Below are 24,181 nucleotides of genomic sequence, written 5' to 3'. Positions count from 1 at the left end.
GTTCATCACCGCACCGTCTCACATGCCGTCCAGCTTGAATGGAAATAAGCAGGAAGCATGCCACGGAACAATGTGCCGAGGCCAGCATACCTCCGGGGTTCTCAGGGAATAAAAGGATGGGAATGCTCGGCAACCGTGCTAGTTTCTTCATGCAATACCTTGGGTGAACACAGCCCGGGCAAGGAGCATTCATGAGTAAAGTCGATGACATTCTGGATCGGATCGAATTGTTGGAGAAGGAGCTTCTGGAAGAGCTGCGCAAGACGGAAGACGAGCTCCTCTACACCATCCGCGACAAGAAGGTCCGCTTCAGCGAAGAGGTCAAACAGTACCACAGGAAGATGACGCTCAAATGGCTGGATTACGTCTACGAGTCCGGGGCCATGAAGATACTGACCATCCCGATCATCTGGTCGGCGCTCATTCCGGCGGCGTTCATGGATTTGGTGGTCAATGTCTACCAGCTCGCGTGCTTTCCCATATACGGCATCCCTCGAGTGAAACGCGGCGAGTATGTCATCATGGATCGCCATGTGCTGAGCTATCTGAACTGGATCGAGAAGCTGAACTGCGCATACTGCAGCTACTTCAACGGGCTGATCGCATACGTCACCGAGGTGGCCGCCAGGACCGAGCAATACTGGTGTCCGGTGCGGCACGCCCGGCCTTTGAAATCGGTGCACAGCAGGTACCGGCATTTTTTTGAATATGGCGACGCAAAGGGATACCGGGAGCGGCTTGAAGAGGTGCGCAGACGTTTCGACGACGCCAAATAGCGTCAGTGATCGGCGAAGCCGCGTTTAAAGCGGGGAGTTGCCGGGCGGGAAGCGGGGCGGATACGAATTGTGAGCCCGTGTGTAAAGGCTGGCAGCTTAGTCTTCGTCTTCCCCTGCCAGGGCCTTGAGATCGAAAAGCTGGGTCACCACGGAGGTCACCCCGCCTTCAGGGCTGAAAACCGGATACATGACGGAAGCCACCATGAGCTTTTTTTCGAGGGCTCCGGTGTGGGTTTGGGAAGGAGTGAAAGCGTGCTTTGGCACCCGTACGGTTTCTCCGGCTAGGACCCGTTTGAAGTACTCGGGCACGCCTATCAAGACGAGTTGTGGGTCGTTGAACACGGTAAATTCGGGCGGAGGCGTTTCCATTCCAAGCAGGTTCTGGGCAGCTTTGTTGAGACGAAGGGTCCGGCCCTCCCGGTCGTGCCAAAACTGAGGCACCGGGGAGAGGTCGAAGGCGGCCCGGAAGGCGTTGCATTCCACAAAAAGCTTGTCATGCAATCTGCGGCGGGCAAGTTCGGCCGCTTCCAGATGGCAGACCGCCCTTTTCAGTCGTTCCACTTCACGCAGGAGTTCTTCCCTCGATTTATGAGCATAATCGTGCATTGCCCGGTCCATGAGTTCATCGATGTCGATAATTTTAGCAGAACCGGGGAAGCGAAACCATGGGGAAACCCCCACCATTTGAGTCAGGATTGTGTTTCCACCAGGGCCGCCATGATAGCGTTCGGGTCGAGCAGCCGTATGCGCTGGCGCGACACAGCAATGAGGCCTCTCTGCTCGAAGGCGGTCAACGTTTCGCTGATAGTTTGTTGGCAGGACCCGGTCATGGAGGCTAACTGGCCCTGGGTGAGCCGTACCGGAACATCCACGGCGCCTCCCTTTGCCCGGGAGATCTCGTCGTGAGAGAGACAGAGGAAGAGCCTCAACAGCCTGGAAGAAACACCGCACGTCATGAGGTTTTCAAGCTGGCCGCTTAAGTAGCGGATGCGTTTGCCCAGGACTTCGATAACCCGGCGGGCCAGCATGGGGTGGTGCAGCATGAGCTTCAAAAAGTCGTCCCGGTCGATTTCCAGAAGAACACCGTCGGACATGGCCTGGGCGGAGCATTTACGGCGCTCCCCACCCACCACCTCGGCCAAGCCGAACATTTCTCCCGGAGAGCGGATGAAGAACGTTGGTTCCTTGCCGTGAAGGGAAACCCTGAAAATCTTCACAGAGCCGTCGTCTAGATAGAATGAACGCGTACACAGGTCGTTTTCGAAGAAAATGATTTCGTTTTTCTTCAAGCGCCTGCGCCCGGCGAGTTCACGAAACGCGGTGAACTCGCGGTCCAGTCCGTCAAAGAAGCCCCCCTTGATCAGGTGCCAGTCCATGTGATTCCCATGTGAAACCATGCCCGCAACATAGTTCCGGAGCTGGCAAGGTCAAGCCTGTTTCCAGCCCAGGCAACGAGGCGGGGAATTCCCCGCCCGGCCGAGGGATGTCCGCTCAGTCCTTGATGTCCAAACGGTTACGATACTTGTAGGTCACTGTCTGGCCTTTTATGTCCGTGCACTTCCAGGTGATGCTGTTTTTTCCCATGATGGGCGTGAGCCGCGCCTTGTGGTAGCCCAGTTGGTAAGGAATGCGGGTTTCTATGGCGTTCCGCGGGCACATCTTCACGCAGGACATGCAGTCCCAGCAGTCACGGGTGGCGTGGCAGTGGGACTTGCCGTCCGCGCCCACATACATGAGATCGCCCGGGCAGGCCTCCTCGCAGAAAGATTCCTCGCGGCCTTCGCAGCCGTTGCATTTCTTGGGATCGACGATAGGTGGCATGGTGTCCTCCTTGATATTTTTTCGTTGGGGCGCTGCCCCTAACCCCCGGCAGGGCTCCGCCCTGCACCAGCCGAGGGGAGATGCCTCCCCCGGACCCCGGCATATTGAGGGTCCAAGGGGATCATCCCCCTGGCGGGTGTGCGGGGGCTGGCCCCCGCCTCTACGGCTTATACCTGTCGCCCGGAACCAACTGTTCGTAGGGGCGGGTGAAGGTCTCGATTTCTCCGGTGGCCAGGTTCTTTCTGCTCTCGACATGGCAGTCGTAGGTTGGATCGACTTCAGGGTAGTCCGAGCGGGTCTGCCAGCCCTGCCAGCGTGTTTCCTTGCGGAACTTCAGATGGTGGCAGAGCACCTCGGCCACGTCCAGACGGTCGATGACCTCATGCACGCTCATGAGATCATGCAGGTCCGAGGCCTTCAGGTATTTCGCCTGGTCTTTCAGCATGGCGATGTGCTTCAGAGCATAGTCCAGGCGCTCCTCGTTGGTGCGGTAGAACTGGCTCGTGCCGCCCGCGTATTCGTCCATGAGGCGCTGCAGGCGCTCTTCCATCTCCAGGGCGAGTAGACCGTCGAAATCTGCACCGCGCAGTAGCGGTTCGAACACGCGGGCTTTTTCAGCCGCTACCTGGGCCGGGTCCGGTTCGGGAAGAACGAGGTCCATGATGTAGGAAGCCGCGCCCCGAAGCGCGAGCTTGCCCTCGGCGGCGCATCCGCCCACGAACTTGTTGGGATTTCCCCCGGCGGTTTCACCCGCGGCGAACAGGCCCGGAACTGTGGTCATGCGGCACAGGTCAACCCAGAAGCCGGACTGGGTGTGCCCGCCCACGATGTAGGGATCGGAACCGTAGATCTCGATGGGTTCCTTGGTGGGATCCTGGCCCCGGCTTGCCAAAAACAGCACGAAACTCGGCCGCTCGTTCAGATAGTCGGTCATCATCTGCTCGGCCAGCTTGGGGTCCATGCCCCGGGTGTCGCAGTAGGTGGGCCCGCGCCCGGCCAGCCACTCCTCCATGGGGGCGTTGGCCCTGATGTAGCGAGGGGCCTTGTCCGCGCCCAAATGAGCATAGCGGCTCTGCATGATGCGCTCGCCCTTGGCATTTATGATGGGTGCCTTGTAGCCCACAGAAATGGTGTCCACCGGGCCGCAGAAATCCTTGGTGCGTGTGGCCACCCAGCGCTGCTCCATGGAGGTCATCTCCGCGCCCTGGCGGATGCCCACCGCGTATCCGGTTCCAACGCAGTAGGGGCACATCCAAATCTGATGGTGACAGTCCGTGGCGTCCGCGGTGTAGCTCTTGTAGAGACCGGCCGCGCCGCCCGTGGCGTTGATGGTCGCTTTGGCATTGAAGACGTAAAACTTGCCGTCTCGCACCCCGAAACCCAGGGCGCCAACGCAACGGCCCTTGTCCATGAGCAGCTGGGTGCAGGCCACCCGGTTGTAGACTTCCGCCCCGGATTCCAGAGCCTTTTCGGCCATGATGGGCTTGAGTTGTTCGCCGTGGATGGAGATGTCCCAGGCGCCCCGGTAGCGGATCTTGCCGTTCTCATCGCGCAGGATGGGCAGGCCCCAGCGCTCCAGGTCGTCCACGGATTCGTTCAACTCCTGGGCGTTGGACAGGGCCAGATCTTCGCGAATGGGGCCGCCGCCCACCTGGGAGCGGCACCAGCGGACGAGGTCTTCGGGGGTTTTGCCCTCGGGAATGTAGGTGTTTATCGCATCCATGCCGGCCGAGCATGCGCCGGACCGCATGATCTGGGCCTTTTCCATGATCACCACTTTGAGGCTGGGGTCCACTTTGGCGGCCTCCACGGCCGAGAAGCAGCCGGCGTTGCCGCCGCCGATGATCAGGATGTCGCAGTCCACCCGGACGGTTTCAATAGCGTCCAGGGATTGGGGGTTGTGGGTCATGCGGGGCATGGGGTGTCCTCCTGTATCGTATCGGGGAGTCTTATTGTTTCAGGCGATTGCCGCTTTCATGGAAATAATCTGGGCTAGTAGGGCCAGGGAACGCCCGGGTTCCAGACAGGCAGGCCGAACAGGGCGTACCATGGGGCCATGACCAATATTCCGAAAGCGATGGCCAGGAGCGTGCAGACCCATCCCACCCGGGCATAGTCAGCGGTGGTAAAGGTGCCTGTGCCGTAGGCGATGACAGCGGCGGTTATCTGCGTGGGCAACAAGTACGCGAAGGTATCCACGTTGCAGATGAGCAGGGTGAAGGCCACCGGGTGCAGGCCCACCTTTGGGGCCATGGCGAACATGATTGGGGCTAGCATGGCCACGGCCGCGACGTTGGAGAGCATTCCCAAGCGCAGCACCTGGGTGCCGAGCATCATCACCAGAAGCGTCTGCCACCAGTTCATTCCCGTCACCATGGTGTGTATGTGGTCGGCCATCCACCCGGCCAGGCCGGATTTGCTCATGGCGTCAGTCATGGAGATGGCTCCGCCCAGGAGCAGGAAGGTGCCCCATATGGTGCGGTCCTGCACAGCCTTCCATTTGAAGGGGAAGAGCCCGGGGATGAAGAGGATCATGATGCCGATGAGGCCCACGATGCCAAGCTGGTAGTTGTGCAGCACGAGGGGGCTTCCCTTGCCTGTCATGAACAGCACGCCCACCAGGCAGAAAGCGGCCAGCATGGCCCACTCGGGGCCGGTCATGGGGCCCAGGTCCTTGTGCTGCCTGTGGATCTGCTCGTGGCCTCCGGCGATGTCCACTCCCCGGGTCTTGAAGTGGAAGCTCATCCACCACTGGGTGAGGGCGAACATGACCAGATACGGTGCGTGCAGCAGCATCCAATTGAAATATCCCAGATTCTTGAACCCGCTCTTCTCGAAAAGGCCGGTCATGATGAGGTTGGGCATGTGGCCGGTGAGGATGAACAGGCCCGAGATCATGCTGGCGTAGACCATGGACGAGATGACGATGGCTTTCTTGGCCTCGCGCTCGCGTGGTGTATCACCCAAGAGATTGGTGATGCCCTGCACCACGGGCATCACAGTGGCGGCGCGGGCGTTGGCCGCGGGTATGAGGAAGGCCAGCACGATGTTCACCCAGAACATCCCCCAGATGATGCGACCCACGTTGGAGGCCTTGATCTTGTCCAGGATGGCCAGGGCGATGCGTTTGTCCATCTTCAAAAGCTGGATGATGGCCCCGGCGAAAAAGGCGAACAGGCACAGCCAGACCTCATGGGTGGTGAATCCCGAGAAGGCTTGTCCCATGGGGGGACGGTCGCCGTTCCAGGGGATGGCGCGGGTGAGGATGATGAGGGTGGGAATGGAGATTCCCGCGATGCCAACCGGCATGGCCTCCGTGACCCACATGACGCAGGCCCAGACCAGGATGGCCAGCACGGACATGCCTTCGGGCTTGAGACCTTCCGGAAGGGGGAGAACGTTGTTGATGAGAAAGAACAGTCCCCAGGCTGCCGCATAGCCCGCCCAGGTCACGCGCGGGCTCTGCCCGCACAGGGTGAGGTTTTCGGAGATGTAGGTCCCGAAGCCTCCCCTGCATTCGATGACGGAATCGTCCGACCTGTTGGCCATACGCTACCTCCTGGATGGCCGCCTTGCGGCGGCGTGGATGGTGGCGCTTTAGCCCGGGGAGGAAAAGGGGACTATCGTGGGGGCGATAAAGAGAGAAAACTTTTGGGCTTTATGTTTTTGTTGAGAGAAGCCTCCGGCGGCCAAAGGGATAAGTCCCTTTGGAATCCCATTTGTATCTTACGGCCGTGTTTTCAGGGGTGATCCGCCAGATGCTCCATAAACGTAAGCTCCAGTTCGATCATCTCTTCATCTTTTCGGCGCAGCCATTCCGAGAGCCAGCCAAATCGCGTGGCCAGAATGGCCGGGATCAGCATGCTGGCGGATTCGGGAGTATAGAGCCCTGCATGGAGAGTACGGCCGAGCAGGCTCTGGGCAAAAGGCGAGTCGAAACCGCCATCACCCTCGATGCCCAGGCAACCCAGGCAGTTGGCCAGATCGTAGATCTCCGGGCGCATCCCCGCGAACTCCCAGTCGATCACGGCCAAGATGCCGGACTCTTTCCAGATCACATTCAGGGGGTGCACGTCGCCGTGGCACAGGGCGCGGGGCAATTCCGCATACGCCTCGAAGAATCCCGTTAGCGTGGACACCATCCGGGACACTCGTGCGTGGACATCCGGACGGGCGCGGGCCATGCGGGTCAAAAGGTCAGTCACGAAGCTTGGAAGATCAAGAGGGAAGAGGTTGTCAGGCACAGGCAGGCTGGTGGACGAATTCCGGAGGTCCGACATCCACGCGCCCAGCGATTCACCTTTGGCGCTGTCATCCAAATAGTCCGGCTGGATCAAAGGCTCGCACAGTATGAACGGGGAAAGCTGCCAGCAGCCCCCCCAATCTCTCAAGACGAAGGGGCCACCACCGGCGTCTCTGTTGGCCCCGGTCCCAGAGCTGGCGTCGACGCGTCGGTAGGGCGCCAGACCGTGCAGGCCGAGCCCGGCCAGTTCGTCGAGAAGCTTCCCGAGTGCCTCTCGCCGTATGGCCTGCCCCGGCCCGAGCTGCTCCAACAGCCAGAGAGTGCCGCTCACATCCTCGACCACGTGGCGCACGAGGCACCGCTCCGGGCTGCCCGGAATGGCAAGATCAGGCCGAAGGCGGGCGAACAGAACTCCCCAGTTGGAGAGGAGGTCAGCAAGGGGCGTCATGGACGGGGACGAACCATGGTTGCCGGTGATGGCAGGGCTGGGTGGAGAAGGCCTCCGGCGGCCAAAGGGGCAAGCCCCTTTGGAATCCCTTGCGTTGAGGAGGAACCCGGTAAGTCGAAGGAGCACGCTTTGGGAGGGTAGCCGCGTGCAGCCAAAAGGCGCGGGCGAGCAGTATTGGGAACAGTGCCGGGCAAGAAGGGGATTATTCCTCTTCCAGCGTGGACAAGTCGCCAGGGGCGGCCCCGGTTTCTTCGGCTTTCAGGAGCCTGCGCAGAATCTTGCCGCTCTTGGTGTGGGGCAGGTTGTCGCGGAAGGCGATGGCCTTGATGGACACGAAGGGACCGAGTTCACGCTTCACGTGGCTGGTGAGGGCCTTGATGAGTTCGTCCTCGCTGTCGAAATCCTTCTCCCATCCTTCCCGGCGCACCACGAAGCACTTGGCGGCCTCGCCCTTTATGGGGTCTGGCACGCCGATCACCGCTGCCTCGGCCACGGCCTTGTGGGCCACGAGCGCCGCCTCCACTTCGGCCGGACCGATGCGGTGCCCGCCGATGTTCAACACGTCGTCGGCCCGGCCCTGGAACCAGAAGTAGCCGTCCTCGTCCTTGCGGGCCACGTCTCCCGCGAAATAAAAGCCAGGTATCTTTTCCCAGTAGGCTTTCTTGTATCCCTCGTCGTCGTTCCACAAGGTGCGGGCCATGGCGGGCCAGGGTTTGCGCACCACCACGAAGCCGCCCTTGTCGGGTCCGGCCTGGTTGCCGTTGCGGTCCACCACGTCCACGTCCACGCCGGGCAGCGGCCGACCGGCCGAACCGGGCTTCAAGAGGGATATGGGCAGCGGCGACACCATGAACATGCCGGTCTCGGTCTGCCACCAGGTGTCCAACAGCGGGCATTCGCTACGCCCGATGTATTTGTGGAACCACACCCAGGGTTCGGGCCCGATGGGCTCGCCCACGCTGCCCAGAAGGCGCAGGGAGGAGAGGTCGTGTTTCTTGGGATACTGGCCGCCGTAGCGCATGAGCATGCGTATGAGCGTGGGCGTGGTGTAGAGGATGGTCACGCCGTAGCGGGCAACGATAGCCCAGAGCCGGTCGGCCTGAGGGTAAAGCGGATGGCCCTCGTAGAGCACCACGGTTGTTCCGGCCATGAGCGGGCCGAAAACCACATAACTGTGGCCAGTGATCCAGCCAGGGTCGGCAGTGCACAGGTAAAGATCGGTGGGTTTGACGTCCATGACCCAGCGGTAAGTGGAGTGCACGCCCACCATGTAGCCGCCGTGGGTGTGCAAAAGCCCCTTGGGCTTGCCCGTGGCTCCGGACGTATAGAGAAGAAACAGCGGATCCTCGGCGTCCATGACCTCGGTGGGTGACTGGGGACGCTCCTGGCGGAGCAGGTCTTCGTAGCGCAGGTCGCGCGGCTCCACCATGTCCAGTTCCACGCCGGCCCGGTGCACCACGATGACGCTCTGCACGCAGTCGCAGCCCTGGCCGAACAGGGCTTCGTCCACCACGGATTTTAAGTTGATCACCCGTCCGTTGCGGTAGAATCCGTCTGCCGTGACGATGATTTTGGGGAGGCAGCCTTCCACCCGCTCGCGAAGCGACCTGGCCGAGTGCCCGGCGAAGACCAGGGTTTGTATCGCGCCTATTTTGGCCGCGGCCAGCATGGAGATGATGGTTTCCGGCAGCGGGGGCAGGTAAATGAGGATTCGGTCGCCCTTGCCCACGCCCATGGCCCTGAGCGCGTTGGCGAAACGGCATACCTCCCGGTACAGTTCGTAATAGGTGTATTTGCGGCACTCGCCGGATTCGCCTTCCCAGATGATGGCCAGCTTGTTCTTGTTGGCTGTTAAGATGTGGCGGTCCAGGGCGTTGTGGACCAGGTTGCACTTGCCGCCCAGAAACCACTTGTAGAAGGGGGGAGTGGAATCATCCAGAACCTGGTCCCATTTTTCGAACCAGTCGAGGTCCGCAGCCTGTTCTTCCCAGAAAAGACGATAGTCCGCGTCCGCGAGCTTCTGGGCCGCCTTGAGTTCGGGCTGGCCCATGTTGGCCTCGCGCACCACCTGGGGCAGGGGGCGGAAGACCCGTTCTTCCCGCAGAAGGCTATCGACGAGGCCGGTTTCCATGAATCACTCCTGCGCGTTCTCCTGACAGCATCATCTTGAGCGCTATCGAGGGGGTCCGGGGGAAATCATTTCCCCCGGCGGATCCAGGGCGGAGCCCTGGCTGGGATGGGGGGCGGAGCCCCTCAGTGTTCACTCTTCTCATAAACCCAGCACCTGTTTTAACTCGCCGATCCTTCTTCTGCTGATTGGCAGCTCGATCCTGGTCTTGCCCTGGGTGCGCAGCATGAACTGGCCCCCGGGCAGGCTGGCGATCTCGGTCACGGCCTCCAGGTTCACCAGGAACTTGCGGTGGACCCGGAAGAAACCATGCGGTCCAAGACGCTCCTCCAGGTTCTTCAGGCGATAGGAAGTGAGGTATTTTTGCTGGGCCGTGTGCACGAAGGAATAGTCCTCGTAGGCTTCCACGAAGAGAATCTGCGGGTAGGGCAGAAGCAGGGTGCGCCCGTCCAGGGTGATGGGCAGCTTTTCGATGTCCAGGGGCTTTTTCTTCTGGTTCAAGTCCCAGGCCTGCTTCAGAGCCGAGAAGAAGGGGCCCTCCTCCTCGTCCTCGATGGGCAGCGAGAGGGTCTGCTGCTCGTCCTCGGCCGCGGCTGAACGTTCCTCCACCCAGGCGCCGGCTGGCTGGGCCTGCTTGAAACCGGAAGAGAGCCCTTTGAGCCTGGAGAGGGTGGTGTCCAATCGCTGGGAGGACACTGGCCAAATGAGATAGTCGATAGCCCCCAGCTCGAAGGCCTTGTAGGCCTGGGATTCGTCCGGGGCCACGAAGACCAGGGCCGGGCGCTGGCGGCGTCCGGAGAGAATCTGGGCAAGCTCCATGCCGGACGTGGGGCCTGGCAGGTCCGGACTCAGGAAGAAAACACCGTAGGGGATGGCCTCGAGCATCTCAAGGGCTTCGAAAGCGGTGGCCGCCGCTCCCAATACGCGCAGGGAATCCATGCCGGACAAAAGCTGGCGCAGTCCGGCGCGCACGGCGGGGTCGGCATGGACGATGAGGGTTTTTACCTGCGACATGGACAAGGCTCCAAGATTTCGCCCTAGTTAGCGGGAAACCAGGGGGCGGGCAAGGGCGGAGCGGCAGGAAAGGAGCTGAGATCAGATTTTTTTGCCGTCAGCAGGGCCTGGTTTTTCGCAGGGCGCGGCGAAACGGCAGACCAGCCTGGCGATGTAAGGTCCGGTGAGGATGACCGCGAAAAGCCTGAGAGTCTGCATGGACAGCACGAAAGCCGCGTCCGAGTCGCTGCCCATGGCGATGATGGCGATGGAATCCAGGCCGCCTGGGCTGGTGGCCAAGTAGGCGGTAAGTCCGCTTATGCCAAGAAGATGGTTGAGAGCCAGGGCGGAAATACAGCAAAGGCCGATGAGCAAAAACGTCGAGAGCAGAAGCTGGGGGATGGCCCGGTACACATGCAGGACCACGCCTCTGGTGAAACGCAGGCCAATGTACCAGCCCAGGCAAGCGTAAGCCGATCCGGACAGCCAGTGCGGCACGTTGATGGAAACAGTGCCGGAACTGTTGAGGATGCTGCCCATCACCAGAGGGACAAGCATGGCCCCTGCAGGAATCCGCAACTTGAGACCGATCAGGGGCCCGGCAAGTATGACGGCCAGAGTTTCGAGCACGGGAAGGAGCGGGGCGTTCAAGCCCAGATCGATCAAGGGAGCGGGCGATCCTGCGGCCGTGGGCTGGGAACCGATCAAAACCCGGGAGACGGCCGAGGCGGTCAGAACCACGATGAACACCCGCAGATACTGCATGAAGGCCACGAGCCGGGCGTCCGCCCCGTATTCCTCGGACATGGCCGTCATGGCGGCTGCTCCTCCGGGCGAGGAGCCCCAGGCGGCAGTGTTGCCCGGCAGGGCGCCGTATCGAGTCAACACCCAGCCGACCACGCCTCCGGCAGCGATGGTGGTGCCCACCACCGCGAGCATCACCAGCCAGCCGTGGGCGATGGACAGGAGGATGGAGACAGTGATGGCCTGGGCAACCTGGCAGCCGATGACCGCCTGGGCGCCGGTGAAGGCCCAGCGCGGGAGACGTATGGAGGCCCCGCGAAGCCCGACGGCAACGCCGCAGAGCATGGGGCCAAGCAGCAGCGCGGCGGGGAATTCAGCCCAGGTCAGGACCCAGGACAGGGATAAAGAGAAGAAAATGAGCGCCGCCCATTGCAGGGCGAGTTTCGAAAAGGACATTGCCGTTGTTCCAGGGGGACCTGCGGGCCGGCCGCCGCGTGGGATGGGCGAGCGGAGTTGAAGTTGAGCTGGACTCAAACATACCGGGCGCAAGCCGGGGATGGCAAGGGCCCATCCGGCGAGTTCGATACGCGGGTGGAAAGAACCAAGTAGCCAGGATTCATGCGCTTAGCCGATAAACGGCGTTTCTTTCCCGGTGAACGGCTCCTTTTCCCGCCGTTCACCAGCGCTTCCTCGAACCGTTCACCGTCCACACATTTGATCCCAACCACTAACCGAAACACACCTTTTTTTTATTTTCTCCTGCTTTACATAGAAATCGCGGACGGCCCGAAAGCATGCCGGGTCTGACCGCGAAACGTGAATAAGGAGAATCCCCATGAGTAACCATCACAAGATCGACAACGAGAAATTCCAAGGCCTCGTGCGCAGTAAGTGGTCTGTTTCCCTTTCCCTTTCAGCGCTCATGCTGGTCATTTACTACGGATTCATTTTGGTACTGGCATTCAACAAGAATATCCTGTCCCAAAAAATCGGCGAGCACATGACGTTAGGCATCCCCATCGGCCTGGGAGTCATTCTCTCGGCCTGCGTGCTCACAGGGATTTACGTGCGCTGGGCCAACACCACCTACGACAAAACCGTGAAAGACATCATCGACCACATGAAGAGGTAGGCAATGAATACATTTACTTCCACCATCGGGCAGCCAAACGCCCTTTCCATAATCTTTTTCTTCGTGTTCGTGGCCGCCACCTTGGTAATCACCTATTTTGCGGCCAAAAAGTCCAAGACCGCTTCGGACTTCTATGCCGCCGGCCGCTCGGTCACTGGTTTCCAGAACGGCCTGGCCCTGGCCGGGGACTACATGTCCGCGGCGTCGTTCCTGGGAATTGCCGGACTGGTGGCCCTCAAGGGCTACGACGGGCTCATCTACTCCATCGGCTTTCTGGTGGGTTGGCCGCTCATCATGTTTCTCATCGCAGAGCCCCTCCGCAACCTTGGCAAGTACACCTTTGCGGACGTGGTGGCCTACCGCCTCAAGCAGAAGCCCATCCGCATCGCGGCCTCCTGCGGTTCGCTCATGACGGTGTGCTTCTACCTGATTGCGCAGATGGTGGGATCGGGCTCCCTGGTAAACCTGATGTTCGGCCTGCCTTACGAGCTGGCGGTGGGAATCGTGGGCGCGGTGATGATCCTGTATGTGCTCTTTGGTGGCATGCTGGCCACCACCTGGGTGCAAATAATAAAGGCCGTTCTGCTCTTGGGCGGGGCTTCAGTTATGGTGGGTTTGGTGTTGGCCAAGTTTGGCTTCAACCCCGCTGAACTTTTCTCCGCTGCGGCCGCCAAATACGGCCAGAAGGTTCTTGAACCCGGCGGGCTGGTCTCCAACCCCTGGGACGCCCTGAGCCTTGGCATCGCCTTGATGTTCGGCACAGCCGGGCTGCCCCACATCCTCATGCGTTTCTACACCGTGCCCGACGCCGAGCAGGCCAGAAAAAGCGTGCTCTACGCTACGGGCTTCATCTCCTACTTCTACATCCTGACCTTCATCATCGGCTTTGGGGCCATGGTGTTGGTGGGTCAGGACGTGATCACCAAGTTCGACAAGGGTGGCAACATGTCGGCCCTGCTTCTGGCCGAAGTGACCGGTGGCACCATGTTCCTTGGCTTCATCGCGGCCGTGGCCTTCGCCACCATCCTGGCCGTGGTGGCCGGGCTTACTCTGGCCGGGGCGGCCACCTTCTCGCATGACCTGTACGTGAACGTGTTCAGGTCGGGTAAGACCACCGAGGAAGAGGAAGTGAAGATGGCCAAGCGCGCCACCCTGGTGCTGGGTCTGGTGGCAATGGGATTGGGCATCGCTTTCAAGGGCCAGAACGTGGCCTTCATGGTGGGCCTGGCCTTTGCCATCGCGGCCAGCGGCAACTTTCCGGCTCTTCTCATGTCCATTCTGTGGCGCGGCATGTCCACAACCGGCGCTACCGCCGCAATCGTGACCGGTTCCGTGCTGGCCGTGGGGCTCATCGTCATCTCCCCCACTGTGTGGGTGGACGTGTTGGGCTTCAAGCAGGCCATCTTCCCCTGGAAGAACCCGGCCCTCATCTCCATGCCCGCGGCTTTCATTGCCGGTTGGCTGGGTTCGCTCCTCGCGCCTGAGGCCGATGCCAGCGAGCGCTATGAGGATCAGAAAATCCGCAACTACCTGGGGGTGGGCGTGGAATGACAAGCGAAGATGGTTTTTTGGGCCTCAGGGTGGGTAGCCTCACCCTGAAGAAGCCCGTCTTCGTGGATGAACTGACCACTGTGGTGGAGGCGGCGCGCGCCATGCGCGCCGCCAGCGCCACGGCCTGCCTTGTTGGTTCGCCTGAGAGCGTGGCCGGAATCCTTACGGAACGGGACATCGTCGGAGCTGTGGCCGATGGGCGAGCCCTCTATTGCCCGGCTTCGGAACTGATGAGCCGGGGGGTGGTGAGCGTGTCCGAGGAGGAGCTGGTCTCGGAGGCGTTTCTGGCCATGATCCGCCACTCCATCCGCCGCCTCGCGGTGACGGATCGGGAGGGGCGGACCAAGGCCATGCTCACGGAGCGGGACCTCATGGCCGCCAGGCTCGAAAGCCCGGTGGCCCTTTCCGTGGCCATTTCCAACGCCTCGGACGGCGAGTCTCTGGCCAGGGCCTATGCCGGCCTTGGCGATTTGCTTCCCCTGTGGCTCAAACAGGGAGCAGACGTGTCCCGCGCCGGAGCCCTGGCTGCCGCGGTACGCGACCAACTCTTCGTGCGCGCTGCGGAGCTGGCCCTTTTGGGCGGGCCGGATCCCGGGATGATGGCCTTGTTGGTTCTCGGCAGCGAAGGCCGCCGCGAGCAGTTTTTGGCCACGGACCAGGACAACGCCCTGGTACTGGGGGAAAATGCCGACATCCATCTGGCCGAGTCTTTCGCATTGCGCCTGATGGCCATCCTGAACCAGGCCGGGTTGCCGCCTTGTCCGCACGGAGTCACTGCCGACCATGCATCGTGGCGCATGACCCTGGCCGGGTGGGAAAACCGTCTGGCCACCCTGGGCAGGGATATCGGCCCGGATGCTGTTCTGGCCTTGTCACTCCTTGCCGACCTGCGCCATGTGTTCGGGGAAAAAAGTCTCTCTGATGGATTGCGCCAAGCAGTTATCCACGCTGTGCGGGAAAATCCCCGCTCGCTTCGCTACATGGCGCGAGAAGCTGTGCGGTTCGAACCGCCGATTTCGATTTTCGGTACCTTGTCCACTGAGAAAACCGATCTGGGCCGCGAGGGACTGGACATAAAACGGGGCGGTATTTTCCCCCTGACCCAGGGAGCGCGGGTGCTGGCCCTGGAGTTCGGCATGGAGCGCACGGATACGGCTTCCCGGCTCTTGGGTGCGGCAGCGGCGGGGGTTCTCTCAGGGGAAACGGCAGGAGATCTCACCCAGTCCATGGAGTTCATGCAGGAACTCAGGCTGCGCTTCCAGGCCGAGGCTTTGGCCGAGGGCCGCGAGCCGGACAGTATGGTGTATCTGGACCGGATGTCGCGCATGGAACGGTCGCGGCTCAAGGAGTGTTTCAAGGCAGTGGCCGGTTTCCAGGCGATTTTATCCAACAAATACGCGCTGCGGCTGCTCACATGATCCTCGAAGACGTTGTCGAATTTCTGCGGGAGTCGCCGCCGTTGTCCTTTCTGGAACCGCCCAGGCTCTTGGCCCTGGCCAGGAAGGCGGGGTTGGAGTTCTTCCCTTGCGGTACCAAGGTTCTGGGCCCTGGGGGAGCTGGCGAAGGGTTCGTGCTGGTGGTCAAAAAGGGGCTCTTGAAGGCTGGAGACGAAGAATACGGGGAGGGCGCTGTACTTGGTTGGACCGCCGTGGAAGCCCATGCCGAGGAGGACAGCGTCTGCTACCTGCTGCCTCCCCAGGGAGTGTCTCAAGCCCTGGAAGAGAGACCGGAGCTCTTCGATTTTCTCGATGAACGGTTCACGGACAAGGTGCTGGAACTGGGATTGGCCGGCCTGGTCCGGGAAATTCCGGCCTGGCTGGCCAGGCGTCCCCTGGCCATGGTCACTGCGGGCGAGGCCCTGCGGGTGGGCGAGCCTGTGTCATGCGGCACCACCATCCAGCAGGCAGCCCGGATCATGAGCGCCACGAACCGCGACGCGGTGGTGGTGCTCGGCCGCGAGGGGCGTCCCTCCGGCGTCATAACGGACCGGGACTTCCGGTCCAAGGCGGTGGAGCAGGGTCTGGCCCCGGACACGCCTGTGGAGCAGGTGATGACTTCGCCGGTGGTGTCCGTGGATGCCGCTTCGTCCTGCTTCGACGCCCTCATGGCCATGACCCGCCACCATCTGCGTCACGTGGTGGTTATGGCCGGCAGAATGCCGGCCGGGGTTCTCTCGGCCCAGGAACTGCTGCTGAAACAAGTTGGTTCCCCACCCGCTCTTGCCGCAAAGGTCGCCGGGGCGCTGACGGTGGAGGAACTGGCCGGTGTGGCCGCCCTGCTGGATCCGCTCGCGCTGGGGCTCCTACGGGAGGGGGCGCGAGCGTCCAGTTTGGGGCGTATTGTCGGAGGCCTGCGCGAATCCCTGGCCGCTAGGGCCTGCCAACTGGCCGAGGAGATACTGGGTCCGCCTCCGGCCGGATACGCTCTGATACTCTTGGGCAGGGCGGCCAGACGGGAAGGCCCGGCCCTGTGCCCCCTGTGGAACGCGGTGGTTCACGAGGAAACATCGGATGGGGACCAGTGGTTTGAGCGTCTCGGAGCGTTTTTGTCCGAAGCTTTCGAGATCATGAATCTGGCCGGTGCACCGCAATCGCCTTCGGCCGAAAGCCGCCAATGGAGGGGTACCTTGCCACAGTGGCGCGAGCGTATGGACGGTTGGCTGCAACATGCTCCTGAGGACCCGTCGTATCTCGACTTCCGTCCGGTACACGGCCAGCTCTGGCTGGGGGAGGCGCTCCGGGCCCATATGGGGACCATGGTTGGTTTGGTGAATCGGGAAAAGCCGGATGAGTGCGGGAAGGGCCTGACCGAATGCCTGGTGGACACGGCCCGTCGCTGGGCGCTGAGCAGCAGAATCACCCGCATTTCGAGCGTGGAGCGTGCCCAGGCCCTTGAACGGTTGAGGCCGACAGGACCGGAGCTTGCCTTCGCTCTGGAATACCTCACGGCGTGGCAGTGGGTGGGCGAGCCCCTGAGACGGGGCCCCCTGGCGCGGGGGATGGAACGCATGTGTAGAAAAGCGGCGGGGAGGGCGCACGATGAAATGGTGGCCATGGTCCAGCCGTAACGGCGACTCGCCAGTGGGGCGGGCTGAATTCGTTGTCTTCGATCTGGAGATGGGCGGGCTTGACCCCTCGCGGGACGACATATTGTCTTTCGGGGCTCTGCGCATGCATGGCGGGCGCATCGACCTGGGCGACACCTACAAAGCCCTGGTCAGGCCAACGGGAAACCGGCCATCCGGGGAAAGCGTGCGAATCCACCAACTCACCCCTGCGGAGCTTGAGGATAAGCCTCCCATCGAGGAAGCGCTCCCGGCATTTTTGGAATACTGCGGTGAGGCCGTGCTCACAGGCTGGCACGTGGAGCTGGATATGGCATTTCTGCGCTCGTGGACCAAACGTTTGGGATTGCCCGCACCCAAGAACCGCAGCCTGGATGTTTTGGGGCTGTACATGGCCATCAGGGGGGGCAGGGGGTCTCAACTCCTGGAGGAGCTTCCCTTAAAAGACGCCACTCTCTACAGTGTGGCCAGGGCTTTGGGCGTCTCTCCAAAAGGGGCTCACGACGCTCTGGGGGACGCTTTCCTAACGGCCCAGGTGCTGCAGCGGTTTCTCTCAATTCTGAGGGTGTCCCGCCAGGGGGAGGATCCCACGCTGGAGACTGTTCTCAGGCTGGCGTCACCGTCGGCGAATCCCAGGGCAGCTCCGCAGCCAGCATTCTGAAACCGCTCACCGTCAAAGGCTGACCGCTTGCCAAATAAACCTAGAAATTTGGCAGGTGCATGATATGGAAGCATCAAATATCCAACTCCTTAAGGAGCCGTGCATGACTGAGAACATTGAATCCATGCAACACGAAAATCGCATCTTCGAACCGCCCACCGGTCCTCACCAGGCCAGGGCCCATATCAAAAGCCTCGACGAATACCGTGCCGTATACAAGAGATCGGTGGAAGATCCTGAAGGCTATTGGGGAGACCGCTCCAAAGAGCTGCTCACGTGGTTTTCCCCCTTTGGCAAGGTTATGGACTGTGATTTCGACAAGGCCTCCTTCAAATGGTTTTCCGGGGGCACGTTAAACGTGGCCTACAACTGCCTGGACCGCCATCTGGATGGTCCCCGGCGCAACAAGGCGGCCATTGTCTGGCAGGGAGACAAAGAGGGCGACGTACAGGTCCTCACCTACCAGATGCTTCACGATCAGGTGAATAAATTCGCCAACGTGCTGAAGAGTCTTGGAGTGAAAAAGGGCGACCGGGTGGCCATCTACCTGGGTATGGTCCCGGAGTTGGCCGTGGCCATGCTCGCTTGCGCCCGCATAGGAGCGCCCCATTCCATCGTGTTCGCCGGGTTCTCGGCTCACTCGCTCAGAGACCGCATCAACGACTGCCAGGCCAAGGTGGTCATCTGCGGCGACGCCGTGCGCCGCGCGGGCAAGGCCATTCCCCTCAAGGTGAACGTGGACGCGGCCCTCAAGGAATGCCCCTGCGTGGAGAAGGTGGTGGTGCACAACAGCGCTGGAACCCAGGTGGATTTCGTGGAGGGCCGCGATCTCTGGTGGCACGAGTGCATGGCCAAGCCGGAGATGAAGGCGCCATGCCCGGCCGAACCCATGGACGCCGAGGACGTGCTTTTCATCCTGTACACATCCGGCTCCACCGGCAAGCCCAAGGGAGTGTTTCACACCACGGGCGGCTACCTGACCTATGTGGCCCACACAACCCAATTGGTGTTCGATATCCACGACGAGGACGTCCACTGGTGCACCGCAGACATCGGCTGGGTCACCGGGCACAGCTACATCGTCTACGGCCCCCTGGCCCTGGGAGCCACGTCTGTCATGTTCGAAGGAGTGCCCACCTGGCCTTCCCCTGACCGCTTCTGGGCCACTGTGGAGAAGTTCAAGGTGAACATTTTCTACACCGCTCCCACTGCCGTCCGGGCCCTTATGCGCGAGGGAGTGAAATGGACCCAGAACCACGACCTGTCCTCGCTGCGCATCCTTGGGTCGGTTGGCGAGCCCATCAACCCGGAAGCCTGGATATGGTACCACGACAACATCGGAAAGGGGAAACTGCCCATCGTGGACACCTGGTGGCAGACCGAAACCGGGGGGCTCATGATCTCGCCCCTGCCCTATGCCACGCCCCAGAAGCCGGGCTCGGCCACCCTGCCCCTGCCAGGTATAGTTCCCAAGATCGTGGACAAGGACGGCAAGGGCGTTCCGGCCGGGCAGGGAGGTTTCCTGGTACAGACCCAAGCCTGGCCCGGCATGCTGCGCGGTATCTGGGGAGACCCTGATCGCTTCAAGAAGCAGTACTTCGATGCGTTCCCCGGCACCTATGAGACCGGCGACGGGGCTCGTATAGACTCCGACGGCTATGTCTGGATCATGGGCCGTGTTGACGACGTGGTGAACGTTTCCGGCCATCGCATGGGCACGGCCGAGATCGAGTCCGCCCTGGTGGCGCACACGGATGTGGCTGAGGCGGCGGTGGTGGGCATGCCCCACGACATCAAGGGCCAAGCCATCTACGCATACGTCACCCTGAAGGAGGGCATAGAGGCCACGGACGAGCTCTTGGCGGCGCTCAAAAAACATGTGCGCACCGAGATCGGGCCTATCGCCACCCCTGACGTCATCCAGTTCACCCAGGGATTGCCCAAGACTCGCTCCGGCAAGATCATGCGGCGCATCCTGCGCAAGATCGCCGAAGGTGAGGTGAGCCAGCTTGGCGACACCTCCACCTTGGCCGATCCGAGTGTGGTGACGGACCTCATCGAAGGAAAGGACAAGCTGTTCGGCTAACAATAATCCATTTGCAATCCATGGGGCGGCTTCTCCGATGGGAGAGGCCGCCTTTACATTCTCGCTTATTCAATGCATAAAATAAAAATCCAAAGAGTCTTCAGCTATGTTCTTAGGGGAAGGAGGTATCCATGGCCTCTGGCATTTTGGAAAGGCTCGGCAATACGCGCCTGACTATCAAATTTCTTGTTATTTCTATTTTCTCGCTCGTAATATTTGGCGCATCCCTCTTTATAGTAATTCTTCCAAAGTTTGAAAGCGAGATGATGGATGTACACAAGGATTCATTGAATGCTGTTGTAGGGACAATCCATTCCTTACTTATTGAATATGACAACCAGGTAAAGCGTGGTGATCTGACGCTTGAAGAAGCGCAAAAGAGAGCAATCCATCGTATTAAAATGCTGCGCTATGGGAACAACGATTATTTTTGGATAAACGACCTCACTCTCCCCTACCCGAAGATGATATTGCATCCCACCGTGCCAGCGTTGGATGGCAAGGTATTGGATGACCCCAAATTCGTCTGCGCCACGCACTCCCAGAAGGGAATGAAATCGACTCTCGAACGTCTTCAAGACGGCAAGGCCAATCTTTTCTCCACTCTTGTAAAGGCCAGTCAGGAGAGTGGCGACGGGTTCATCATCTATGAATGGCCCAAGCCTACGCGGGAAGGGGTGACCAAAGAACTCTTCCCGAAACTGTCCTATGGCAAGGTGTTCAAACCCTGGGGATGGGTTATCGGCAGCGGAGTGTACATCGACAACATTGCCGCCAAGGTCGCGACAATGCGTTGGTGGGGCGCGGGAGTGTTGGCGGCGGTGTTTGCTACGGGCCTCGGCGTGACCATTTGGCTGACCAGAGCCTTCGTGGGCCGCCAAGTGGACGCGCTGGTTGATTTCTCCGGCAAGGTGGCCGGGGGAGATCTGTCCGCTCAGGTGCCAGCAGTCTCGTTCAAGGCCGAGCTCGGTGTGCTCAAGAACGCATTGGTGTCCATGGTGGAGCGCCTGCGGGAATCAATCGCCCTGGCCGAGGAGAAAACGCGTGAAGCGAGCGTGCAGGCCGAACAGGCCAAGGATCAGTCCAGGCTGGCCGAGCAGGCTTGCCGCATGGCTGAAGACGCCAAACGTCAAGGTGAACTCACGGCCGTGGACGCCATGAGCGTGGCTGCCGATGGAATCGGGCAGGTGGCAGGCGAACTTGCCGGGCTACTTTCCGACGCAGCCGAGGGAACCGGCAGGCAACGCAGGCAGGCCGAAGAAACAGCCAGCGAGGTGGAGGAAGCCACTCGCACCCTGGCACATGTGTCGCAATTGGCGTCTGATGTGGCCGGGCTGGCCGGAGAGGCAAGCGAAAAGGCCAAAGCAGGGGCGGGGGTTGTGGAAGGCTCGGCCAAAGCCATTGAAGAGGTCAACACCCAGGCCCAGGCTCTTTCCGAATCCATGCACGAGCTCGGCAAGCAGAGCCAGGCCATCGGCGCTATCCTCACCACCATAGCGGACATAGCGGACCAGACAAACCTGCTCGCCCTGAACGCGGCCATCGAGGCGGCCAGGGCAGGGGAGGCCGGACGAGGCTTCGCTGTTGTGGCCGACGAGGTGCGCAAACTCGCTGAAAAAACCATGACCGCCACCCAGGAAGTAACCAGGTCCGTGGGCGCCATCCAGGACGGGGCACGCCGCAACGTGGAACGTATGGATCAGGCGGCCAAGGCCATCGCCCAGGCCACGAATCTGTCCCGCCAGTCCGGCGAGGTGTTCGTGGACATTGTGGACATTGTCGGCCGCTCGGCCGCTCAGACCTCCAGCATAGCCGCTGATGCGCAAGCTCAATCCAAGGCCATGCACCAGGTTTCCGGTGCGGTTGAGGCCATTGCCCAGGTCGCTGGAGAGGTGGCTAGGAACGCCTCGGAGTCCCTGGATGCGTTGCGTAGGCTGGAGGGGGAACAGGCTCAGCTAGGCGATGTGATCCGTAAGTTCGACGCGGGGGTTGAGGCGTTGCCCCAGGCTGGCAAGGGTTAGCCGGGCGCTGGGGAGCATGGGGTATATATGGCGCGGAACGCGAAAGTCTGGAGACCAAAAGGTTTGGAAGGTGTGGAATGCTTGCACGCCAGTCTTCGAGGCGAACATTTCTCCCGCCACTTTCACGAAGGCTACGCCCTGGGTGTGGTGGAATCCGGAGCGCTGGAATTTAAATACCTCGGCCGAGACTGCGTGGCCCCTGCCGGGGCCGTGAATATGGTTGTCCCAGGCGAGGTCCATGACGGGCATGGGGCGTCCCCCCAGGGCTGGCGTTATCGGATGTTCTACCTGGACGCCAATGTGGTTGAGCGCACTGCTGGGGAGCTTGGGGAGCGCGATGCCGTGCCCCCAGGATTTCCCGCTGGTGTAATCCACGATCCGATTTTGGCCCGATCACTCTCTTCTCTGCACCAGGATCTGGAAAACGGGTGCACCACGTTGCTCGAGCGCCAGAACCGCTTGTCCCAGCTTCTCTCACGTTGGATTGTAAGGCATTCTGGCAAGACCCGTTCGGTGCGGGCAGGGCGTGAGCACGCAGGGGTCAAAAGGGCTAAGGAGTATCTGCGGGAGAAAGTGTTGGAACCTGTTACCCTGGTGGAATTGTCGCAGGCAGCCAAGCTCTCTGCCTTTCGCTTGAACCGGGTGTTCAGCCGTGCCGTGGGGCTGGCTCCCCATGCCTACCAGGTGCTCCTGCGCGTGGAAAAGGCCCGCACGCTTCTCGCTGCCGGGATACGCCCCGTTGATGTCGCGGTCCAAACAGGGTTCGCTGACCAAAGCCATCTGAACCGACATTTCCGGCGTATTACCGGGGTAACCCCCGGGGTATACGGCAAGATCGTTCAAGACCGCTGAGTCTTTATTTGGCATGTGCCGTCCAGTTTCACACTGGAGGCATGTTGTCGTGAAGATTCAACCCTCGATTATCCGAAGAGAATTCCCCTCACCTCCTGATCACAATCAGCTTCCAACCACGGAGCTGTCCAAGATCCCGCCTCTTTCGCAAAAAGAGCCTCGCTCTCAGCCAGTTGTCAATCCGGGTACGCTGGTCCCCGTTGCCTACATGTCGCTGGCCATGCTCTTGGTGGGGGCCACAGCCCCTCTGGGGGAAGTTGCTTTGGCTGGTTTCCCGCTCTTTCCAGCCTTGGCGATCCGGCTGGCGTTGGCAGCGGTGACGCTCTCCGCTGTGGCCGAACGTAGACACAGCGATTGTCCGAGGCTGGCACTTCGGCAGTGGATGTTGCTAGCCGTGCAGGCATTGTGCGGCGTGGTGGTGTTCAACGTCGGGCTCTGGCTCGGCATGGCCGAGAGTGGGCCGGCTGCGGCTGGAGTGTTCACCAGTGCCACCCCAGTGCTCATGGCGCTCATCGGTGTACTTGGATTAGGCGAGAAGGTGACGGTGAGAATGCTTGCGGGCATTGGCCTGACAGTGGCCGGGGTGTTGTTCTCCCGCGACGTTGCGAATACTCCCTGGCGGCCGAATTATGGTGATGCGCTGCTCTTGGCCGCTGTGACAGGGGAAGCGGTCTTTCTCCTGGCTCTTAAATGGCAGCCGCGAGGGCTTTCCTCCTTGGCGGCGGCAAAGCGCATCACATGGATAGGTTTTTTAATGGTTTTGCCCCTGGCAGTCGTGCAGATCCTGCATGAGGGGGTGCCTAGGGCAGAAGCGGGACCCTGGCTGGCCGTGGGGGCGCTCGGCGTGCTGGTGACAGCCGGTGGCTACGTGCTGTGGTTCAAGGGGGTGGTTCGGGCACGGCCGAGCCAGGCGGCCGTGGTGACAGGACTCATGCCTGTGAGCGCTGTGCTATCGAGCTGGCTGCTCTTGGGGCTTGCTCCCTCGTATAGCCAGTCCCTAGGATGCCTGGCCGTGGGAGTGGGTATTTGGCTGTCGGCTCGTAAAGCGTAAGGAACCGGTGGAGCAGTAAGGATTGGTGTGAGCAGGGCGAGCGCACGCCCTGGAGCTTTCAGGGCGCTCGGCGTGACGCTCTGCCAGGTATTGTCAGGCGAGCTGCAACAGAAAATAACTAGTCTTTTGGCAGCTCCTGGGTTTGAATTTTATTTATTATGGCCCAGGTGCTGAACATTGCCCTCAGGTAGTCCGCGGAGGCGCCCGCCTCCGCCATGGCGTCCTTGAAGGAGTGGTAGTCCAAATCCACGGCCTCGTTCTGCAAGGCTTTGCCCCATTCCTCTCTGGGAATCTGAATCCGGTAACGGTAGTCCGCTTCCGGGAATGTAAGGATATCTGCCTTGAGCTTATGCCTGGCGATGAGGTTTTCCAGGTGTTCTTTTTTTCTGGCCCGGACCGCGACCTCGCCGGGCTGGCAAAACTTGGTGGCCGCGACAGAGAAGAAGCCATCACGTGTAAAAATCCACATTTCGAACCTCCGGAAGCCGGTGTATCGAAACGGACTACACGGGTTGGGGTTTAAGCGTCGCGGCGTCGGTATCCGCATCTCCCTGATGCCCAAATAGCGGCTGTCACACAACCCGAAAAGTGAACTGCGGGCCTCTGGCAT

General features: G+C 61.0%; 20 protein-coding genes. 10 read left to right on the top strand and 10 right to left on the bottom strand.

The window, feature by feature from the left end; translation table 11 throughout:
* Window positions 1-191: 191 nt before the first annotated feature.
* Window positions 192-776: a hypothetical protein gene (locus tag HY795_07960; protein MBI4805155.1), complete on the top strand. Its 585-nt coding sequence runs from the start codon at window positions 192-194 to the stop codon at window positions 774-776.
* 96 nt (window positions 777-872) lie between these two features.
* On the opposite strand, the gene HY795_07955 is transcribed toward HY795_07960, so the two are convergent.
* The 9 genes from HY795_07955 to HY795_07915 all read right to left on the bottom strand — a co-directional run bounded on the left by HY795_07955 (window position 873) and on the right by HY795_07915 (window position 11,609).
* Window positions 873-1,382: a hypothetical protein gene (locus tag HY795_07955; GenBank protein ID MBI4805154.1), complete on the bottom strand. Its 510-nt coding sequence runs from the start codon at window positions 1,380-1,382 to the stop codon at window positions 873-875.
* An 83-nt stretch (window positions 1,383-1,465) separates the two neighbouring features.
* Window positions 1,466-2,152: a Crp/Fnr family transcriptional regulator gene (locus HY795_07950; GenBank protein MBI4805153.1), complete on the bottom strand. Its 687-nt coding sequence runs from the start codon at window positions 2,150-2,152 to the stop codon at window positions 1,466-1,468.
* Window positions 2,153-2,267: 115 nt separating this feature from the next.
* Window positions 2,268-2,597 carry a 4Fe-4S binding protein gene (locus HY795_07945; GenBank protein ID MBI4805152.1) on the bottom strand — a complete coding sequence of 110 codons (330 nt, stop codon included), beginning with the start codon at window positions 2,595-2,597 and terminating at the stop codon, window positions 2,268-2,270.
* 160 nt (window positions 2,598-2,757) lie between these two features.
* Window positions 2,758-4,515 (bottom strand): adenylyl-sulfate reductase subunit alpha, encoded by a 1,758-nt coding sequence (locus HY795_07940; GenBank protein MBI4805151.1) that lies wholly within the window; start codon window positions 4,513-4,515, stop codon window positions 2,758-2,760.
* 74 nt (window positions 4,516-4,589) lie between these two features.
* A complete protein-coding gene (locus HY795_07935) occupies window positions 4,590-6,146 on the bottom strand; it encodes a DASS family sodium-coupled anion symporter (GenBank protein ID MBI4805150.1) in 1,557 nt (518 codons plus the stop codon).
* A 191-nt stretch (window positions 6,147-6,337) separates the two neighbouring features.
* Window positions 6,338-7,288 (bottom strand): phosphotransferase, encoded by a 951-nt coding sequence (locus HY795_07930; GenBank protein MBI4805149.1) that lies wholly within the window; start codon window positions 7,286-7,288, stop codon window positions 6,338-6,340.
* A gap of 202 nt (window positions 7,289-7,490) precedes the next feature.
* Window positions 7,491-9,419 (bottom strand): acetate--CoA ligase, encoded by a 1,929-nt coding sequence (gene acs / locus HY795_07925; GenBank protein MBI4805148.1) that lies wholly within the window; start codon window positions 9,417-9,419, stop codon window positions 7,491-7,493.
* 138 nt (window positions 9,420-9,557) lie between these two features.
* Window positions 9,558-10,430, bottom strand: a complete 873-nt coding sequence (locus HY795_07920) for a response regulator transcription factor (protein ID MBI4805147.1) — start codon at window positions 10,428-10,430, stop codon at window positions 9,558-9,560.
* 81 nt (window positions 10,431-10,511) lie between these two features.
* Window positions 10,512-11,609 carry an AbrB family transcriptional regulator gene (locus tag HY795_07915; GenBank protein ID MBI4805146.1) on the bottom strand — a complete coding sequence of 366 codons (1,098 nt, stop codon included), beginning with the start codon at window positions 11,607-11,609 and terminating at the stop codon, window positions 10,512-10,514.
* A 379-nt stretch (window positions 11,610-11,988) separates the two neighbouring features.
* Here HY795_07915 and HY795_07910 point away from each other — a divergent pair, with 379 nt between their 5' ends.
* From HY795_07910 to HY795_07870, 9 genes are all read left to right on the top strand, one after another.
* A complete protein-coding gene (locus tag HY795_07910) occupies window positions 11,989-12,285 on the top strand; it encodes a DUF485 domain-containing protein (protein MBI4805145.1) in 297 nt (98 codons plus the stop codon).
* 3 nt (window positions 12,286-12,288) lie between these two features.
* A complete protein-coding gene (gene actP / locus HY795_07905; protein ID MBI4805144.1) occupies window positions 12,289-13,836 on the top strand; it encodes a cation/acetate symporter ActP in 1,548 nt (515 codons plus the stop codon).
* Complete coding sequence (locus HY795_07900; protein ID MBI4805143.1) at window positions 13,833-15,254, top strand: CBS domain-containing protein; 1,422 nt, start codon at window positions 13,833-13,835, stop codon at window positions 15,252-15,254. The genes actP and HY795_07900 overlap by 4 nt, the downstream gene beginning before the upstream one ends.
* Window positions 15,251-16,903 (top strand): CBS domain-containing protein, encoded by a 1,653-nt coding sequence (locus tag HY795_07895; protein ID MBI4805142.1) that lies wholly within the window; start codon window positions 15,251-15,253, stop codon window positions 16,901-16,903. The genes HY795_07900 and HY795_07895 overlap by 4 nt, the downstream gene beginning before the upstream one ends.
* A complete protein-coding gene (locus tag HY795_07890; GenBank protein ID MBI4805141.1) occupies window positions 16,875-17,561 on the top strand; it encodes a 3'-5' exonuclease in 687 nt (228 codons plus the stop codon). Before HY795_07895 ends, HY795_07890 begins: the two co-directional genes overlap by 29 nt.
* Window positions 17,562-17,664: 103 nt before the next feature.
* Window positions 17,665-19,647, top strand: a complete 1,983-nt coding sequence (gene acs, locus HY795_07885) for an acetate--CoA ligase (GenBank protein ID MBI4805140.1) — start codon at window positions 17,665-17,667, stop codon at window positions 19,645-19,647.
* Between the two features lie 287 nt (window positions 19,648-19,934).
* On the top strand, window positions 19,935-21,668 hold the full coding sequence (locus HY795_07880) for a cache domain-containing protein (protein ID MBI4805139.1): 1,734 nt from the start codon (window positions 19,935-19,937) through the stop codon (window positions 21,666-21,668).
* Between the two features lie 81 nt (window positions 21,669-21,749).
* Complete coding sequence (locus HY795_07875; protein MBI4805138.1) at window positions 21,750-22,520, top strand: AraC family transcriptional regulator; 771 nt, start codon at window positions 21,750-21,752, stop codon at window positions 22,518-22,520.
* A 208-nt stretch (window positions 22,521-22,728) separates the two neighbouring features.
* Window positions 22,729-23,571, top strand: a complete 843-nt coding sequence (locus HY795_07870) for a DMT family transporter (GenBank protein MBI4805137.1) — start codon at window positions 22,729-22,731, stop codon at window positions 23,569-23,571.
* A 118-nt stretch (window positions 23,572-23,689) separates the two neighbouring features.
* Here HY795_07870 and HY795_07865 read toward each other — a convergent pair whose 3' ends face one another.
* Window positions 23,690-24,040 (bottom strand): hypothetical protein, encoded by a 351-nt coding sequence (locus HY795_07865; protein ID MBI4805136.1) that lies wholly within the window; start codon window positions 24,038-24,040, stop codon window positions 23,690-23,692.
* Window positions 24,041-24,181 lie beyond the last annotated feature (141 nt).

The organism is Desulfovibrio sp., from assembly GCA_016208105.1.
Taxonomy (GTDB): domain Bacteria; phylum Desulfobacterota; class Desulfovibrionia; order Desulfovibrionales; family Desulfovibrionaceae; genus Fundidesulfovibrio.
The sequence above is the reverse complement of the archived record's forward strand: the minus strand, read 5'-3'. Positions and strand labels throughout refer to the sequence as shown.